Here is a 13,716-nt window from a genome sequence, read left to right on the forward strand (position 1 = left end):
TGAGCCTGCGACTAGGCTCGGCATCATGAAGCCAGGACAGACGCAGCGCGTGCCTTGGATCGTGGGGGTGTCCGGGGCCTCCGGCACCCCGTACGCCGCCGCCGTGCTGCGTGCGCTGCTCGCCGCCGGCGAGAGCGTCGACCTGGTGGTCAGCCGGGCCTCGCGGCTCACCCTGCTCGACGAGACCGGCATCTCCTTCCGCGACGCCCACTGGCAGCAGGACCTGCGCGAGTGGCTGGCCCGCGGAGCCGACGGGAAGCCCGACGCCTTCGACGCGGATGTCTCCGGCGTACGGCACTGGAGCGCGGGCGACCTCGCGGCCGGGCCGTCCTCCGGGTCGTACCCGGCGAAGGGCATGCTGATCGTGCCCGCGTCGACGGCCTGCGTGGCCGGTGTCGCGCTCGGGCTGTCGAAGGACCTGCTCCAGCGCACCGCGAGCGTGACCCTCAAGGAGCGCCGCAGGCTGGTCGTGGCCGTACGGGAGACCCCGCTGGACGGCCGGACGCTGCGGCACCTGGTGACCCTGGACGACGCCGGCGCGAGCGTGGTGCCCGCCTCCCCGGCCTTCTACGCGGGGGCGACGCACATCCAGGACCTGGTGGACTTCGTCGCCGGACGGGTGCTCGACGCGGCGGGCGTCGGGCACGACCTCTACCGCCGCTGGCGCGGCGACCTCGGCGGGGCCCGCCCCACCAGCTGAGCACCACCCCCACATCTTCGCCCCTCACGTTTGTTACCCACATCTTCAGAACTCTTCAGTGGAAGGCTTCGATCGCATGGACGCGGTGGACAGGCAGCTCATCCAGGCCCTGAGGGAGAACGGCCGGGCCTCCTACGCGGAGCTGGGGCGCCTGGTCGGACTCTCCGGACCCAGCGTCACCGACCGCATCAACCGGCTGGAGGCGGCCGGCGTCATCACCGGCTACCGGGCCACCGTCGACGCCGCCTCGCTCGGCCTCGGCGTCACCGCCCTGATCGGCGTCTCGCTCTCCGACGCCGCCGACCACGAGGACGTGGCCCAGCGCCTCAAGGAGCTGCGGGAGATCGAGGACTGCTGGTTCATCGCCGGCGACGACTCCTACATGCTCAAGGTGCGCGCCGCCGACGTGGACGGACTGGAGAGCATCATCCGGCGGCTGTCGGGCACCAAGGGCGTGTCCAGGACCCGTACCACCATCGTTCTCTCCACCAAGTGGGAGAACCGGGTGGGCGAGCTGCCGGAAGAGGTCTAGTCACCGGGGCGTACGGTTGTCCCCGTCTGTCTCAGAAAGAGGTATCGCATGGACGCCGGGCTCAAGCGCGAGCTGGAGCAGAAGGTCCGCTCCGGTGAGCGGCTGACCCGCGAGGACGGCATCGCGCTGTACGAGTCGGACGATCTCGCCTGGCTCGGCGGCCTCGCGCACGAGGTGCGGACGCGGAAGAACGGCGACGTCGTCCACTTCAACGTCAACCGCCACCTCAACATGACCAACGTGTGCACCGCCTCCTGCGCGTACTGCTCCTTCCAGCGCAAGCCGGGGGAGAAGGACGCGTACACGATGCGCATCGAGGAGGCGGTGAAGCTCGCCAAGGAGATGGAGGGCGAGAACCTCACCGAGCTGCACATCGTCAACGGCCTACACCCCAACCTGCCGTGGCGCTACTACCCGCGCTCGCTCAGGGAACTGAAGGCCGCGCTGCCGGGCGTGTCGCTCAAGGCGTTCACCGCCACCGAGATCCACCACTTCGAGACCATCTCCGGGATGTCCGCCTCCGACATCCTGGACGAGCTGATCGACGCCGGTCTGGAGTCGCTGACCGGCGGCGGCGCGGAGATCTTCGACTGGGAGGTGCGGCAGCACATCGTCGACCACCGCACCCACTGGGAGGACTGGTCCCGCATCCACCGCCTGGCCCACGAGAAGGGCCTGAAGACCCCCTGCACCATGCTCTACGGCCACATCGAGGAGCCCCGCCACCGCGTGGACCACGTGCTGCGCCTGCGTGAGCTGCAGGACGAGACGGGCGGCTTCCAGGTCTTCATCCCGCTGCGCTACCAGCACGACTTCGTGGACATGAAGGACGGCAAGGTCCGCAACCGGCTCCAGGCGCGGACGCAGATGGCGACCGGCGCGGAGGCGCTGAAGACCTTCGCGGTCTCGCGGCTGCTGTTCGACAACGTCCCGCACGTCAAGGTCTTCTGGGTCATGCACGGCGTCCAGACCGCCCAGCTGGCCCTCCAGCACGGCGCGGACGACATGGACGGCTCGGTGGTCGAGTACAAGATCACCCACGACGCGGACGACTTCGGCACGCCGAACAAGCTGACGCGGGAGGACCTGCTGGACCTCATCCGCGACGCGGGGTTCCGGCCGGTCGAGCGCAACACGCGGTACGAGGTCCTCCGGGAGTACGAGGGTCCCGACCCGGCGCGCCGGGAGTCGCCGCAGCCGATGCGGGTGTGAATTCCGCGGTAGTTCTCCGGCTGCCGGCCGGTGGGGGCTGGTCGCGCAGTTCCCCGCGCCCCTTTCAGGGGCGGTCCAGTGCACGTGCCCCGAAGGGGCGCGGGGAACTGCGCGACCAGCCACGGACCACCCGCACCCGGCACGGGTCCGAACCGCCCCGGCGGGTACCCGCACCGCATGGCCGGTACCGAGGACGCCTACACCGCAGAACCCTTCGTGCCGAGGCGCGGCGGCCTCCCCGCCCTGCGCGCGGCGGCAGCCGATTGCCGGGGCTGCCCCCTGCACCGGGACGCCACCCAGACCGTCTTCGGCGCCGGCCAGGCGTCCGCCCGCGTCATGCTCGTCGGCGAGCAGCCCGGCGACCAGGAGGACCGGCAGGGCAAGCCCTTCGTGGGCCCCGCCGGGCACCTCCTCGACCGGGCGCTGGCGGAAGCCGGCATCGACCCGGCGGACGCCTACGTCACCAACGCCGTCAAGCACTTCAAGTTCACCCGGGCCGAGCCCCGCAAGCGCCGTATCCACAAGGCGCCCACCCTGCGCGAGATGACCGCCTGCGGCCCCTGGCTGGCCGCCGAGCTGGACCGGGTGCAGCCCGAGCTGATCGTGGTGCTGGGTGCCACGGCCGGGAAGGCGCTGCTCGGCTCGTCGTTCCGGGTCACCCGGGTGCGCGGCACGGTGCTGGAGGAGGAGATCCACGGGCGTCCGGAGCGGCTGGTGCCGACCGTGCACCCGTCGGCGGTGCTGCGGGCCGACGACCGGGAGGGGGCCTACCGGGGACTGGTCTCGGATCTGAAAGTCGCTGTCCGAGCACTCGGGTAATAGTTACCATGGCTCGGTGTCCCTTACTTTCACTTTCGATCCGGCCCTCACCCCCGACCTCCGCGACGGCGTCCTCGACCTGTGGACCGACGTCTCCAACGCCGGCGGCTCCGTCGGCTTCGTGCCGCCGGTGACGCGGGAGGACATCCGTCCCGAGCTGGTCAAGCACCTGGTGGGCATGGCCGAAGGGCGTACCCGTCTGCTCGTCGGACACGACGCGGAGGGGCGGGTGGCCGCCACCGCGTTCCTCGCCCTCAACACCCACCGGCTGATGAGGCACTGGCTGTGGCTCTACACGGTCATGGTCCACCCCCGCCACCAGGGCCGGGGCTACGGCCGGGACCTGATGGCCGCCGCCGCCGACGCCGCCCGCACCTGCGACGGCATCGAGGCGATACGCCTCACCTGCCGGGGCGGCCTCGGTCTGGAGCGGTTCTACGAGTCCTGCGGCTACAAGGAGGTCGGCCGGGTCCCCGGCGCGATCCGGGTCGCCCCCGGCGACGACCGGGACGACATCTTCATGCTGCTGCCGCTGGGCTGACCCGCAGCCGACCCCCCTGCAAGGCCGGCGGTGCGGCATGTTTCACTGGACAGTGCCTCTTTGTGCCAGAAACGGAAGAGTGGATTGAGATGCTCCGCTACACGCTGATGCGCCTCGGGATCTTCGTGGGCTGCCTCGTGGTCGTCTGGGGGCTCGTCTACGCCGGAGTGTTCCCGCGTGGCCTCGGCGACTCCAACGGCATGTGGATCCTGCTGCTCTCCCTGCTGATCTCCGCCCCGATCAGCTACGTCGCGCTGCGCAAGGAGCGGGACCGGGCCTCGGTCCAGGTCGCGGGCCGCGTGGAGCGCATGAAGGCCAACCTGGAGGCCAACCGCGGCCAGGAGGACGGTGCCGACGACACGGCGCGGGCCCAGGGCCAGACCTCGTAACGTCCGTCACGTACGCACGCCGCCCCGGACTCCGATTTCATCGGAAACCGGGGCACTTTGCGTTTTGTGGGCAGTAGCGCACTCCTGCCTCTCAAAGTATGGCTTTGAGTGTCTCAAAGCATGGGTGTTAAAGTCGTGTGCATGAAGCAAGCAGCCGCGCCCACCACACCACAGCGCCTCGCGCTCGTGGCGCGCCTGCACGTGGACCTCTGCCGGTGCGCGTCCGCGAACTGTCGCCCCTGACGTTCCCCCCTCGCCAGTCGTTCCCACGTCAGCTCAGCGCGTCCCATTCCGCGTCCCGTCCCCCTACGGAGCATGTCCGTGTCTTCACCCTCCCCGGCGCCGACGTCCTCGTCGAAGCCCTCGCCGTCCTTCACGAAGTACCTCAAGGTGCCCTTCTGGGCCCAGATACTCGCCGGTCTCGTCCTCGGCGTGCTGCTGGGCTGGCTGGCCCGCAGCCAGGACATATCCTGGCTGGTCACCACCCTGGAGAAGGTCGGTGACACCTTCATCGGCCTGCTGAAGCTGGCCGTCGCCCCGCTGGTCTTCTTCGCGATCCTCGTCTCGATCACCAACCTGCGGAAGGTCAACAACGCGGCCCGCCTGGCGTCCCGCACCCTCCTCTGGTTCATGATCACCTCGCTGATCGCGGTGGCCATCGGCCTCGCCATCGGCCTGGTCACCAACCCCGGCTCCGGCACCGGTCTCACCCCGGCCGACGGCGCCAAGCCCGAGCACACCGGGTCCTGGATCGACTTCCTGACCGGCATCGTGCCGACCGACGTGATCACGCCGTTCACCGAGCTGAACGTCCTGCAGATCGTCTTCATGGCGGCCGTCGCCGGTATCGCAGCCCTCCAGCTCGGCGAGAAGGCCCAGCCGATCCTGAACCTGAGCGAGTCGGTCCTCGAACTCCTCCAGAAGGCCCTGTGGTGGGTCATCCGCCTCGCCCCGCTCGGCACCGTCGGCCTCATCGGCAAGGCCATCGCCACCTACGGCTGGGACCTGATCGGCAAGTACGCCACCTTCACCGCCGACATCTACGTCGGCTGCGCCATCGTGATGTTCGTGGTCTACCCGACGCTGCTCGCCACCGTCGCCAAGGCCAGCCCGCTCCAGTTCTTCAAGGGCGCCTGGCCCGCCATCCAGCTGGCCTTCGTCTCCCGCTCCTCGGTCGGCACCATGCCGCTGACCCAGAAGGTCACCGAGCGCCTCGGCGTCCCGAAGGAGTACGCGTCCTTCGCGGTGCCGTTCGGCGCGACGACCAAGATGGACGGCTGCGCCGCGATCTACCCGGCGATCGCCGCGATCTTCGTCGCGCAGATCTTCGGCATCGACCTCGGGGTCGGCGACTACCTGCTGATCGCCTTCGTCTCGGTGGTCGGCTCCGCCGCCACGGCCGGCCTCACCGGCGCCACGGTGATGCTCACCCTGACCCTGTCCACCCTGGGCCTGCCCATGGAGGGCGTCGGCCTGCTCCTCGCCATCGACCCGATCCTGGACATGATGCGGACGGCGACCAACGTCGCGGGGCAGGCCCTCGTCCCGGTCATCGTCTCGGCCCGTGAGGGGCTGCTCGACCGCAAGGCCTACGACGAGGCGCACGCCTCGCCGATCGACGAGCCCGAGCGGGAGAAGCAGGACGCGGAGCCCGTTCCGGTCGCCGCCTGACCGTCGACCGACAGTTCGCACGACGCCCCGTACCGGGATCCGGTGCGGGGCGTCCTGCTGCACGGGTGCGGCCCCGGCCCGAACCGCCGGGCCTGGACCGGGCCCGTACGCCTGCCTACGCTGGACACGTCCCGATGGCGCCGGGCGGGGGGCGGAGCATGAGCGCGGAACATGTCGTGGGCATCGTCGGGATCGTCGTCGTCGCGGCGGGCCTCGTGGTCATCGAGGAGATCCTGCGCAGGGACATCAAGAAGCACGGGAAGCGGGTCTTCCCCGCCCCGAAACCGCGGTGTGCGTCCTGCGGACACGACGACGCGTATCACTGGCGGGGCAGTTGCCGGTACGAGCGCGGTGACGTCCGCGAGGGGAACGACTCCTACGGCACCACCTGGAAGGGGTACACCACCCCGAAGCTGTGCGGTTGCACCAGGACACCGTCTCAGCTGTAGTCCGACCAGTGACCCACCTCGGGGTCGGACGTGTCGCGGTGCACGGGGTTGTGGGTGTCCACGGAGACCCACACGAGGAACGCGCCCGCGCAGACCCCCAGCAGACCGATCGGAATCAGTACGGCGATCAGCCACTCCGGCATGGATCCCCCCATCGTCGGCGGGCCGTGACGTTCATCGTCCCACCACGCGTCGTCGATGCGCAGGGCCGTGCCGTGTCGCACCGTGCCGGGTGCGCGGTCGTCCCGGTCACCGCCGCACGGACCGTACGCTGATGGGCATGGGTGCAGGGAAGACCAAGCGGATGCCGCGTGCGGTCCGCGAGCAGCAGATGCTGGACGCCGCGGTGAGCGTCTTCGGGCGGCGCGGGTACATGGCGGCGTCGATGGACGAGATCGCCGAACTGGCGGGCGTGTCCAAGCCGCTGGTGTATCTCTACCTGAACTCGAAGGACGACCTCTTCAGCGCCTGCATCCGCCGCGAGGCCCGCGCCCTCACCGAGGCGGTGCGGGCCGGGGTGCGTCCGGGGCTGTCCGCCGACGGGCAACTCTGGTCGGGGCTGCGGGCGTTCTTCGACCACACCGCGCACCACCCGGACGCCTGGCGGGTGCTGCACCTGCACGCCCGGACGCACGGCGAGCGGTTCGCGGCCGAGGTCGCGGCGATGCGCGAGGAGATCGTCGCGTTCGTGACGCAGCTGATCGCCGCCGCGGCGCGCGACGCGCACCGGGACCCGCACCTGCCCGAGGGCGAGGTCGCCGGGCTGGCCGAGGCGCTGGTCGGCGCCGCCGAGTCGCTGGCCGACTGGGCGGGCGCCACCGAGGGCGTCACCGCCAAGCAGGCGGCGGCGACCCTGATGAACTTCGCCTGGGCCGGTCTGGGCGACCTGATGACGGGTCGGCCGTGGACCCCGCCCGAGGAGGCGGGGACCGGGCCGGAGCCGGTGGTGGCTCAGGCCGCCGGGTAGGGCCCGACCTCGCCGGACAGGTGCAGCCGCCGACCTGCGCCGGCGCCGCGCAGTTCGAACCGGCCGTCCTCGGCGCCGTACGCCACCGTCCCCGGCAGCAGCACCGGCGCCCGGAACTCCGCCCGGACCACGGCCGCGTCCGGCGTCCCGTGCTCGGCCAGGCACCGGGCCACGGTCCACATGCCGTGCGCGACGGCCCGCGGGAAGCCGAACAGGCGGGCGGTGAGCGGGTACAGGTGGATCGGGTTGCGGTCCCCGGAGGCGGCACCGTAGCGGCGTCCGACGTCCCCGGCGAGTCGCCACTCGGCGCGCACGGGCAGGGGCGTCCGGTCGCCCGAGGGGGTCTTCGCGGCGGCGGTCGGTGCGGGGGCGCGGTGCCGGGCCAGGTAGGTGCTGCGGGACTCCCACACGAGGTCCCCGCCGGTGCGGACCTCCGTGACCACCGTCGCCTCGGTGCCGCGCCGGTGCGGGGCCAGCTTCTCGACGTGCACCGCGAGTTCGTGCTCACCGGTCGCGGGCATGGCGGTGCGCCGGGTGATGCCGATGGAGGTGTGGACGAGTCCGAGCAGGGGCAGCGGGAAGTCCCGGGCGCTCATCAGGCGCATGGCCAGCGGGAAGCCCAGGACGTGCGGATACGTCACCGGAAGCGTGTCCGCGCCGGTCGCGAACCCGCACACCCGCTCGTACGCCGCCAGTCGCGCGAGGTCCACGCGCAGGCCGGGCAGCACCAGCCGGGTGCGCGGGAAGTCCGCGTCCGGGCGGGGGCGCCGCAGCGGTGACAGGAGCGCGCCGCGGGCGAGCAGCGGGGCGAGCGCGGGGACGCCGGTGAGGGTGCTGGTGGTCGGGGCCGCGGTGGTCATCAGGCCCCCAGCAGGCTCTGGCCGCAGACCCGTACGACCTGGCCGTTGACCGCGCCGGAGGCCGGGTGGGCGAGCCAGGCGGTGGTCCGGGCGACGTCGACGGGCAGGCCGCCCTGGGCGAGGGAGTTCATGCGGCGGCCGGCCTCGCGGATGAAGAGCGGGACCGCCGCCGTCATCTTCGTCTCGATGAACCCCGGCGCCACCGCGTTCACCGTCACCCCGTGGGCGTCGAGTGCGCGCGGTGCCAGCGAGCGGACCAGGCCGACGATCCCGGCCTTGCTGGCGCCGTAGTTGGTCTGGCCCGCGTTTCCCGCCAGCCCCGCGATGGAGGCCGTCGCCACGATCCGGCCGCCCCGGTTGACGGCGCCCGCGGCGAGCAGCGCGTCCGTGGTGCGCAGGACGCTGGCGAGATTGACGTCGAGCACGGAACTCCAGCGCTCGGCGGGCATGTTGACCAGGCGCCGGTCGCGGGTGATGCCCGCGTTGTGGACCAGGACGTCGATCCCGCCGGGCAGCGCGGCGGCGATCCGCTCACCCGCGTCGGCGGCCGTGATGTCCAGCGCGAGGGCGGTGCCGCCGAGGCGTTCGGCGGCCCGGCGGGCGGCGTCCTCGGCCTGCGGCACGTCCAGGACGACGACCTGGGCGCCCTGCCCGGCCAGCGTCTCGGCGACGGCCGCGCCGATGCCGCGTGCGGCGCCGGTGACCAGGGCGGTGCGCCCGGCGAGGGGGAGGGACCAGTCGTCGGGGCCCACGCCCTGGTCCGCGGTGCCGACCTCGATCACCTGGCCGCTGACGTAGGCGGAGGCGGGGGAGAGGAGGAAGCGGAGGGTGGACTCGGCGGGCGCCGCGGCGGTGAGCCGTACCAGGTTGACCGTCCTGCCCCGCCCGATCTCCTTGCCGAGCGAGCGGGTGAACCCCTCCAACGCCTGCTGGGCGGCGGCCTGGTGGTGGTCGGCCGCATCCAGCGGGGCGCCGAGCACCACCACGCGGCCGCTCGCGGCGACGGACCGTACGACGGGATGCAGGGCGGCGTGCACCTCGGCGAGCGCGTCGACGTCCCGTACGCCGGTGGCGTCGAGGACGACGGCGGCGGGCCGGCCGTCCTCGTCCCGGGGCAGGCCGGTGCGGGCCAGGACGGGGGCGAGGTCGAGGTCCGGCTTGCCGGCCGTGAGGTGCAGCAGACCGCCGTCGAGCGCGTCCCGCCGCAGCTCGGCGGGTTGCGGCAGCCCCAGCCGGCGGGTGAGGAAACGGCCCGGTGCGGTGCCGGTGAAGCTGAGATAGCGGTCGGCCATGTCTGTCTCCCAGGCGGCTGATGGGGATCCCCCCGCGCGAGCGTGTTCGAGCGTGGGGGAGGGGCCGGAGACCGGCGGTCGGGCTCGCGGCGCCCACAACTGCTTACTCTGGAGTAAGGTTACCGGAGGTAAGCCTATGGCACGGGTGAGGAGCAGGTCGAGATGAGCCCTCTGACAGCGCAGCCCACACGCCGCGTCGCGGTCCTCGGCGGCGCCCGCGTCCCCTTCGCCCGCTCCGACGGGCCGTACGCCACCGCCTCCAACCAGGAGATGCTCACCGCCGCCCTGGACGCCCTGGTCGAGCGGCACGGCCTCCAGGGGCCGGGCGCGGTCGGCGAGTTCGTGGCCGGCGCGGTCCTCAAGCACAGCCGGGACTTCAACCTCGCCCGCGAGACCGTCCTCGGCTCGGCCCTCGACCCGCGCACCCCCGCCTACGACATCCAGCAGGCCTGCGGCACCGGACTCCAGGCCGTGATCGCCGCCGCCAACAAGATCGCCCTCGGCCAGACCGAGTCCGCGATCGCGGGCGGCGCGGACACCGCGAGCGACGCCCCGCTCGGGGTCAACGACCGCCTGCGCCGCATCCTCTTGGAGGCCCGCCGGGCGAAGACCACCGGCGGCAGACTGAAGGCGCTGGCCAAGGTCCGCCCGGGACACCTGGTGCCCGACATCCCCCGAAACGCCGAGCCGCGCACCGGCCTGTCCATGGGCGAGCACGCCGCGGTCACCGCACGCGCCTGGGGCATCTCCCGTGAGGAACAGGACGCGTTGGCCGCCGCGAGCCACCAGCGGCTGGCGGCGGCGTACGAACGCGGGCTCTTCCAGGACCTGGTGGTCCCCTTCCGCGGCCTGGCCCGCGACCAGAACCTGCGCCCCGGCTCGACGGTGGAGAAACTGGCCGCACTCAAGCCGGTGTTCGGCCTCGACGCCCCCGGCCCCACCATGACGGCGGGCAACTCCACGCCGCTGACCGACGGCGCCGCCACGGTGCTGCTGGCGAGCGAGGAGTGGGCCGAGGCCCGGGGCCTCGAACCCCTCGCCTACCTCACCGCGTACGAGACGGCGGCCGTGGACTTCGTCGGCGGGGACGTGGCCGACGGGGAGGACGGCCTGCTGATGGCCCCGGCCTACGCGGTCCCGCGGATGCTGGAGCGGGCCGGGCTCGGCACCGGGGACTTCGACCTCGTCGAGATCCACGAGGCGTTCGCGTCCCAGGTGCTGGCCACGCTGGCCGCCTGGGAGAAGCGCGGCCTGGCCCCGGTGGACCGGGCCCGGCTGAACGTGGCGGGCTCCTCCCTCGCCACCGGCCACCCCTTCGCCGCCACCGGCGCCCGCATCGTGGCGACGCTGGCCACCCTGCTGGCCGAGCGGGGAGGTCCGGGGCGCGGCCTGATCTCCGTCTGCGCGGCGGGCGGCCAGGGCGTCACCGCCATACTGGAACGAACGTGACCTACCCTCAGGTAACCCCCAACACTGCACACGTCCGGCGCGGGAAGATCGTGGAACGCGCACCAACTCCCCACGCGGGCACCGTACGATCCCGGAACTGACCGCCGGTAACCCCTGTCCGCGGAACCGGCGATGAACGCCTCGGCGCGCGAGGCACGTACGTCATGCAGCAGAGCAGCGACAGCAGGAGCAGTGTCTTTGCTGCACGTCCCAGGAGCCGCCCGTGTCCACCCCGCTTCCGTCCTTCGCCGCGTCCGCCGCCTACGCCGACTCGCCCGGCCCCACCCTGGTGGCGCCCGAGACGCGGATGCTGGACGGGACCGTCAGGGAGGCGTACGTACCGCCGTTCGCGCCGCCGGTGCGCCGCGGGTCCCTCGCCGACCTGCCCTTCGACAACGCGGCGGCGGTCCCGGGCCAGGTCGTCCTCAGCCGCAGGTCCGCCGAGGGCGACTGGTCCGACGTGACGGCCGCCGAGTTCGCCGGACAGGTGCTCGCGGTCGCCAAGGGCATGATCGCCGAGGGCCTGATGCCGGGCGACCGCATCGCGATCATGGCGCGGACCACGTACGAGTGGACGCTGCTGGACTTCGCCGCCTGGGCGGCCGGGCTGGTCACCGTCCCGATCTACCCCACCTCCTCGCTCTTCCAGACCCGCTGGATCCTGCAGGACTCCGGCGCCGTCACCCTGGTCACCGAGACCACCGCGCAGGCCGCGGCCCTCGGCCCCGAGCTGGACCGCATCCCCGACCTCGGGCATCTGTGGGTCATGGAGAAGGGGCACGTGGAGCGGCTGGCCGAGCTGGGCGCGCGGCTGCCGGACGCGGAGGTGGAGGTGCGCCGCGGCATGCTGAGCCCGAGCACCCTGGCCACCCTGATCTACACCTCGGGGACGACCGGCCGCCCCAAGGGCTGCGCGCTCACCCACGGCAACTTCTTCGCCGAGGTCGACAACGCGATCGAGCTGCTCTACCCCGTCTTCAAGGCGGAGACCGGCGAGGAGCCCTCCATCCTGCTCTTCCTGCCGATGTCCCACGTCTTCGGCCGGATGGTCGCCGTGGCCTGCGTCCGCGCCCGGGTCCGCCTCGGTCATGCGCCGAGCCTGAAACCCGGGGACCTGCTGCCCGACCTGGCGGCCTTCCGGCCGACCTGCCTGCTGACCATCCCGTACATGCTGGAGAAGGTCTTCAACAGCGCCCGCGCCAAGGCCGAGTCCGGCGGCCGCGCCTCGGCCTTCGACCGCGCCGTCTCGGTGGCGGTCCGCTACGGCGAGGCCAAGGAGGCCCGCCAGACCGGCACCGGCGGCGGCCCCGGCCGCGGCCTGAAGACCGCCCGCTCCTTCTACGACCCCCTCGTGTACCGCAAGATCCGGAACGCCATGGGCGGCCGGGTCAAGTACGCCATCTGCGGCGGCTCCCCGCTCGGCCGCCGCCTGGCCGCCTTCTACGCCGGGGCCGGCATCGAGATATTCGAGGGCTACGGCCTCACCGAGACCACCGCCGCGGCCACCGTCACGCCCCCGCTCAAGCCGCGCCTCGGCACGGTCGGCTGGCCGCTGCCGGGCACCCGCATCCGCATCGCGGCCGACGGCGAGATCCTGGTCGCCGGCGAGCAGGTCCTGCACGGCTACTGGGACCCGCAGGCCGGCGGCGTCGTCCCGGCCGCACCCGACGGCTGGTTCGCCACCGGGGACATAGGCAGCCTGGACGACGAGGGCTATCTGACCATCACCGGCCGCAAGAAGGAGCTGCTGATCACCGCGGGCGGCAAGAGCGTCGCCCCGGCCCCGCTGGAGAACTGGCTGCGCTCCCACCCGCTGATCTCCCAGTGCCTCGTCCTGGGCGACCGCCGCCCCTACGTCTCCGCCCTGTTCACCCTCGATGCCGACGGCGTCAACCACTGGCGCCGCATGAACGGCAAGCACCCGGTGCCGCCGGAACTGCTGGTGGACGACGAGGAGGTCCACCAGGTGCTCCAGCGCGCGGTCGACGAGGCCAACAAGCTGGTCTCCCGCCCCGAGTCCATCCGCCGCTTCGCCGTCCTGCCCAGGGACTTCACCGAGTGGGAGGGCCACCTGACCCCCTCCATGAAGCTCCGCCGCGAGGCGATCATGCGGGACTTCGCGGCGGCGGTGGAGGGGCTGTACGAGGGATAGGCCCGTCAGCCGGACAGGGCTAGGACGGCGGCCGGGTGCCGGCGCGGGCGATCAGGCACGCCTGCGGGACCTGGGCGACGGTGGTCTCCTCGGTGATCCGCACCGTCCGGGACAGCACGGTGAAACCGGCCCGCTCCAGCAGCTCCGCCATCGGCTCCGGCCGCCGCCGCTCGAAGTCCAGGGCGACCGGGTGGCCCCACGGGCGGTCGTGGTGGTTGGGCTCGTCGCCGACCTGGAAGCCGAGCAGCAGGTGCCCGCCCGGGGCCAGCACCCGCCGCATCTCGCCGAACAGGTCCGGCAGCCGCTCCCACGGCGTGTGGATCGACGAGTACCAGGAGACCGCCCCCGCGAGGGCGCCGTCCGGCAGGTCCAGCTCCAGCATGGACCCCTGCTCGAACCGCAGCCCGGGGTTCTCCCGGCGCGCGATCGCGAGCATCGAGGCGGACAGGTCCAGGCCGAAGACCCGCAGGCCCAGCGAGGCGAGGTGCGCGGTGACCAGGCCGGGTCCGCAGCCGAGGTCGGCCACCTGGCCCTCGGGCCCCACCAGCTCGGCGAAGGCGCCCATCAGCGCCCGGTCCAGCGGGGCGTCGTCCAGCACGGTGCGGAACCGGGCGTGGTAGTCCTCGGCGATGGCGTCGTAGAAGGTCCTGGTGGTGGCCACGAAGGCGGGGTCGATGGTCATG

At 72.4% G+C, this 13,716-nt stretch carries 16 protein-coding genes; 12 read left to right on the forward strand and 4 right to left on the reverse strand.

All coding sequences use genetic code 11. The features are described from left to right. Positions 1–49: 49 nt before the first annotated feature. The 9 genes from K7854_RS21215 to K7854_RS21250 all read left to right on the forward strand — a co-directional run bounded on the left by K7854_RS21215 (position 50) and on the right by K7854_RS21250 (position 6,313). Positions 50–700: a UbiX family flavin prenyltransferase gene (locus K7854_RS21215; protein WP_226028213.1), complete on the forward strand. Its 651-nt coding sequence runs from the start codon at positions 50–52 to the stop codon at positions 698–700. A 76-nt stretch (positions 701–776) separates the two neighbouring features. Beyond that, positions 777–1,232, forward strand: a complete 456-nt coding sequence (locus K7854_RS21220) for an Lrp/AsnC family transcriptional regulator (RefSeq protein ID WP_030401669.1) — start codon at positions 777–779, stop codon at positions 1,230–1,232. Between the two features lie 48 nt (positions 1,233–1,280). Further along, positions 1,281–2,444, forward strand: coding sequence for an aminofutalosine synthase MqnE (gene mqnE, locus K7854_RS21225; RefSeq protein WP_226028127.1), 1,164 nt, complete (start codon positions 1,281–1,283; stop codon positions 2,442–2,444). 177 nt (positions 2,445–2,621) lie between these two features. Further along, positions 2,622–3,263 (forward strand): UdgX family uracil-DNA binding protein, encoded by a 642-nt coding sequence (locus tag K7854_RS21230; RefSeq protein WP_226028128.1) that lies wholly within the window; start codon positions 2,622–2,624, stop codon positions 3,261–3,263. 16 nt (positions 3,264–3,279) lie between these two features. Next, positions 3,280–3,804 carry a GNAT family N-acetyltransferase gene (locus K7854_RS21235; RefSeq protein WP_226028129.1) on the forward strand — a complete coding sequence of 175 codons (525 nt, stop codon included), beginning with the start codon at positions 3,280–3,282 and terminating at the stop codon, positions 3,802–3,804. A gap of 89 nt (positions 3,805–3,893) precedes the next feature. Continuing rightward, on the forward strand, positions 3,894–4,193 hold the full coding sequence (locus K7854_RS21240; RefSeq protein ID WP_226028130.1) for a DUF4229 domain-containing protein: 300 nt from the start codon (positions 3,894–3,896) through the stop codon (positions 4,191–4,193). A 141-nt stretch (positions 4,194–4,334) separates the two neighbouring features. After that, positions 4,335–4,436, forward strand: coding sequence for a putative leader peptide (locus K7854_RS37825; protein WP_309546884.1), 102 nt, complete (start codon positions 4,335–4,337; stop codon positions 4,434–4,436). Positions 4,437–4,508: 72 nt separating this feature from the next. Beyond that, positions 4,509–5,864, forward strand: coding sequence for a dicarboxylate/amino acid:cation symporter (locus K7854_RS21245; RefSeq protein WP_226028131.1), 1,356 nt, complete (start codon positions 4,509–4,511; stop codon positions 5,862–5,864). Between the two features lie 158 nt (positions 5,865–6,022). Next, positions 6,023–6,313: a hypothetical protein gene (locus tag K7854_RS21250; protein ID WP_226028132.1), complete on the forward strand. Its 291-nt coding sequence runs from the start codon at positions 6,023–6,025 to the stop codon at positions 6,311–6,313. On the opposite strand, the gene K7854_RS21255 is transcribed toward K7854_RS21250, so the two are convergent. Beyond that, positions 6,304–6,456 (reverse strand): hypothetical protein, encoded by a 153-nt coding sequence (locus K7854_RS21255; RefSeq protein WP_226028133.1) that lies wholly within the window; start codon positions 6,454–6,456, stop codon positions 6,304–6,306. The genes K7854_RS21250 and K7854_RS21255 overlap by 10 nt on opposite strands. Positions 6,457–6,593: 137 nt before the next feature. Between K7854_RS21255 and K7854_RS21260 the strand changes: the two genes are divergently transcribed. Further along, positions 6,594–7,280 (forward strand): TetR/AcrR family transcriptional regulator, encoded by a 687-nt coding sequence (locus K7854_RS21260; RefSeq protein WP_226028134.1) that lies wholly within the window; start codon positions 6,594–6,596, stop codon positions 7,278–7,280. Here K7854_RS21260 and K7854_RS21265 read toward each other — a convergent pair. Both K7854_RS21265 and K7854_RS21270 read right to left on the reverse strand, forming a co-directional pair. Beyond that, complete coding sequence (locus K7854_RS21265; RefSeq protein ID WP_226028135.1) at positions 7,265–8,140, reverse strand: MaoC family dehydratase; 876 nt, start codon at positions 8,138–8,140, stop codon at positions 7,265–7,267. The two genes, K7854_RS21260 and K7854_RS21265, sit on opposite strands and share 16 nt — an antisense overlap. After that, positions 8,140–9,432: a 3-oxoacyl-ACP reductase gene (locus tag K7854_RS21270; protein WP_226028136.1), complete on the reverse strand. Its 1,293-nt coding sequence runs from the start codon at positions 9,430–9,432 to the stop codon at positions 8,140–8,142. Before K7854_RS21270 ends, K7854_RS21265 begins: the two co-directional genes overlap by 1 nt. A 162-nt stretch (positions 9,433–9,594) precedes the next feature. Here K7854_RS21270 and K7854_RS21275 point away from each other — a divergent pair, with 162 nt between their 5' ends. Both K7854_RS21275 and K7854_RS21280 read left to right on the forward strand, forming a co-directional pair. Continuing rightward, entirely contained in the window at positions 9,595–10,881 is a 1,287-nt protein-coding gene (locus tag K7854_RS21275; RefSeq protein ID WP_226028137.1) for an acetyl-CoA C-acetyltransferase, read from the forward strand. A 223-nt stretch (positions 10,882–11,104) separates the two neighbouring features. After that, complete coding sequence (locus tag K7854_RS21280; protein WP_226028138.1) at positions 11,105–13,033, forward strand: AMP-dependent synthetase/ligase; 1,929 nt, start codon at positions 11,105–11,107, stop codon at positions 13,031–13,033. Between the two features lie 19 nt (positions 13,034–13,052). Here K7854_RS21280 and K7854_RS21285 read toward each other — a convergent pair whose 3' ends face one another. After that, the gene (locus tag K7854_RS21285; protein WP_226028139.1) at positions 13,053–13,715 is read right to left on the reverse strand and encodes a class I SAM-dependent DNA methyltransferase; all 663 of its coding nucleotides are present in this window, start codon (positions 13,713–13,715) and stop codon (positions 13,053–13,055) included. Position 13,716 lies beyond the last annotated feature (1 nt).

The sequence above is a fragment of the Streptomyces hyderabadensis genome (assembly GCF_020404845.1).
GTDB classification, from domain to species: domain Bacteria; phylum Actinomycetota; class Actinomycetes; order Streptomycetales; family Streptomycetaceae; genus Streptomyces; species Streptomyces hyderabadensis.

What these genes read in the sequence shown, in the direction of transcription:
- K7854_RS21270 (WP_226028136.1), bottom strand. Translation starts at nt 9,432, where the DNA reads ATGGCCGACCGCTATCTCAGCTTCACCGGCACCGCACCGGGCCGTTTC.
- K7854_RS21230 (WP_226028128.1), top strand. Translation starts at nt 2,622, where the DNA reads ATGGCCGGTACCGAGGACGCCTACACCGCAGAACCCTTCGTGCCGAGG.
- K7854_RS21245 (WP_226028131.1), top strand. Translation starts at nt 4,509, where the DNA reads ATGTCCGTGTCTTCACCCTCCCCGGCGCCGACGTCCTCGTCGAAGCCC.
- K7854_RS21220 (WP_030401669.1), top strand. Translation starts at nt 777, where the DNA reads ATGGACGCGGTGGACAGGCAGCTCATCCAGGCCCTGAGGGAGAACGGC.
- K7854_RS21285 (WP_226028139.1), bottom strand. Translation starts at nt 13,715, where the DNA reads ATGACCATCGACCCCGCCTTCGTGGCCACCACCAGGACCTTCTACGAC.
- K7854_RS21255 (WP_226028133.1), bottom strand. Translation starts at nt 6,456, where the DNA reads ATGCCGGAGTGGCTGATCGCCGTACTGATTCCGATCGGTCTGCTGGGG.
- K7854_RS21240 (WP_226028130.1), top strand. Translation starts at nt 3,894, where the DNA reads ATGCTCCGCTACACGCTGATGCGCCTCGGGATCTTCGTGGGCTGCCTC.
- K7854_RS21250 (WP_226028132.1), top strand. Translation starts at nt 6,023, where the DNA reads ATGAGCGCGGAACATGTCGTGGGCATCGTCGGGATCGTCGTCGTCGCG.
- K7854_RS21260 (WP_226028134.1), top strand. Translation starts at nt 6,594, where the DNA reads ATGGGTGCAGGGAAGACCAAGCGGATGCCGCGTGCGGTCCGCGAGCAG.
- mqnE (WP_226028127.1), top strand. Translation starts at nt 1,281, where the DNA reads ATGGACGCCGGGCTCAAGCGCGAGCTGGAGCAGAAGGTCCGCTCCGGT.
- K7854_RS37825 (WP_309546884.1), top strand. Translation starts at nt 4,335, where the DNA reads ATGAAGCAAGCAGCCGCGCCCACCACACCACAGCGCCTCGCGCTCGTG.
- K7854_RS21275 (WP_226028137.1), top strand. Translation starts at nt 9,595, where the DNA reads ATGAGCCCTCTGACAGCGCAGCCCACACGCCGCGTCGCGGTCCTCGGC.
- K7854_RS21265 (WP_226028135.1), bottom strand. Translation starts at nt 8,140, where the DNA reads ATGACCACCGCGGCCCCGACCACCAGCACCCTCACCGGCGTCCCCGCG.